The following is a 987-nucleotide window of genomic DNA, read 5'->3' on the forward strand; positions in this document are numbered from 1 at the left end:
TTCCCGCGGTGGCGCCGACGACGCCGCCGGAGACGGGTGCGTCCACCGAACGGTGGCCCGCCTCGACCGCCTCGTCGTGCGCCGCCCGGGCGTCCGCGACGTCGATGGTGGACGAATCGATGAACAGGGTGCCCGGCTTCGCGGCGGGCAGGATCTCCGCGTAGAGCCCGAGAACGTGCTTGCCGCTCGGCAGCATCGTGATCACGACGTCCACCTCGCGCACGGCCTCGACGGCCGAATCAGCGACGGTGACACCGTCTTTCACTGCCTGTTCGAGTGCGGCGGGCGCGAGGTCGAAGCCGACCACCGTGTGCCCCGCCTTGACGAGGTTGGCCGCCATGGGACCACCCATGTGACCGAGTCCCAGAAATCCGACGGTAGTGCTCATAGCAGTCCCTCCTGGACGCGTGTGGCTGGTGGTCAGTGCTGGCGCTGCGGGGCCGTCAGGCCGAGTTCGAGGTCGCCGAGTGGGGCGAAGAACGCGTCGACCYGCGCCGGGTCGACCTCCTCGATCGTGGCGGGCGACCACTGCGGGTTGCGGTCCTTGTCCACGACCTGCGCCCGGATGCCCTCGACGAGGTCGGGCGAGCTCAGGCAGGCGACRGACACCCGGAACTCGTCATTGAGCACTTCCTCGAGGCTGCCGGCCTGCCGKGCGCGGCGCAGCGATGTCAGGGTGACCGCGCACGCGGTCGGCGACTTCGAGCGCACCTGCTCGGCCGCCTTCTCCGCCTCGGGCACCCCACTGGCCTGCAGGCGCGCGACGATGTCGGCGACACTGTTCGCCGAGTACGCGGCGTCGATCCAGCCCTGCTGCGCCAGCAACTCCGATGCGGGAGCCGGTTCGGTGAACTGTGCGAGCGCCTCCTGAACCGGCGTGGTCGACAGCGCGTCGAGGAACTGCTCGATCTTCTCCGACGGGATGAAGTGGTCGGCGAACCCGCACGCGATCGCATCGCCGGCACTGAGCCGGGCGGTGGTCAGGGC

The 987-nt window shown here is 70.2% G+C and carries 2 protein-coding genes; both read right to left on the minus strand.

What is annotated here, in order from left to right; genetic code table 11:
- Positions 1-388: NAD(P)-binding domain-containing protein (locus AC1D1G_RS45525; RefSeq protein ID WP_477956974.1), on the minus strand; the 388-nt coding region annotated here is incomplete at its 3' end.
- 32 nt (positions 389-420) lie between these two features.
- The coding region (locus AC1D1G_RS45530; protein WP_477956975.1) for an enoyl-CoA hydratase/isomerase family protein at positions 421-987 on the minus strand (567 nt) is incomplete at its 5' end.

Source organism: Rhodococcus sp. P3_B8 (assembly GCF_056402775.1).